Genomic DNA, 863 nt, shown 5'->3' with positions numbered 1-863 from the left:
GCCCCAGAGCATCGTCACCGGTGGGCTGAGATAGATCACACTGCTGACCTGCGAGGCCGTGTAGAGGCGCAGGCTCACATAATAGGTGCTGTAGCAAAAGAAGGTCGAAAACAGCACCAGCCAGGCGATGCCAAACCCGAATCGGGCATCGAGGGGCGGCATCAGCCCGCCATTCCTTTCGGCGCAGGCGGCGAAAAGGATCGCCGCCGTCAGGCATTGAATGCATAGGCTCTGATGGATGGGCATATTGATCGTCCCCATCCGCTTCTGCACCACCGTTGCCAGCGCCAGAACCATCATGGAAGCGACTGTCAACACATAGGCCCAGGCCGGGGCCGTCCCGAGGCTCCAGGCTGTCCAGCGAGACGACGAGCACGCCTGTCACTCCGAGAGCCGTTCCGATCCATTGTCGCCCGGTCAATCGCTGCCCCAGAACCGGCTGCGACAAGGCTGCGATGGCGAGAGGGACAAGATCGGAAATCAGCGCGACAAGGCCGGTCGGCACGCGCTGACCGATGGCAAGCGCGAATCCGCCCAGATAGAGGAACATCATCGCCACGCCGAAGACCATCTGCTCGACCAGGGCACGTGCGCCTATGCGCGGCCCGATCAGCAGAGCAAATGGCAAAAGAATCAATCCCGACATCAGGGTCCGCCAGAACAGGACCAGCATGACATCGGCATTCTCGCTGGTGTAGCGGATGCCGACGAAGCCAGAACTCCAGCTTACCACCAGGGCCGTCGCCATCATTGGCCACACGAGGCGATGGGCTTTGCTGTGCAGGAGCGTCATGGGATCTCTTTGGTCAGGCGCCCGTAGCTCCGAGAAGCGGATCACGGCCAATTTTGGCGCTGACTATTGG

At 61.2% G+C, this 863-nt stretch carries 1 pseudogene; it reads right to left on the bottom strand.

From position 1 onward, the window contains the following. Positions 1-793 (bottom strand): annotated as a pseudogene (locus tag EOA29_RS38285) (DMT family transporter); the annotation flags it as partial. Between the last annotated feature and the right edge of the window lie 70 nt (positions 794-863).

Source organism: Mesorhizobium sp. M1E.F.Ca.ET.063.01.1.1 (assembly GCF_003998155.1).
Classification (GTDB): domain Bacteria; phylum Pseudomonadota; class Alphaproteobacteria; order Rhizobiales; family Rhizobiaceae; genus Mesorhizobium.
The sequence above is the reverse complement of the archived record's forward strand: the minus strand, read 5'-3'. Positions and strand labels throughout refer to the sequence as shown.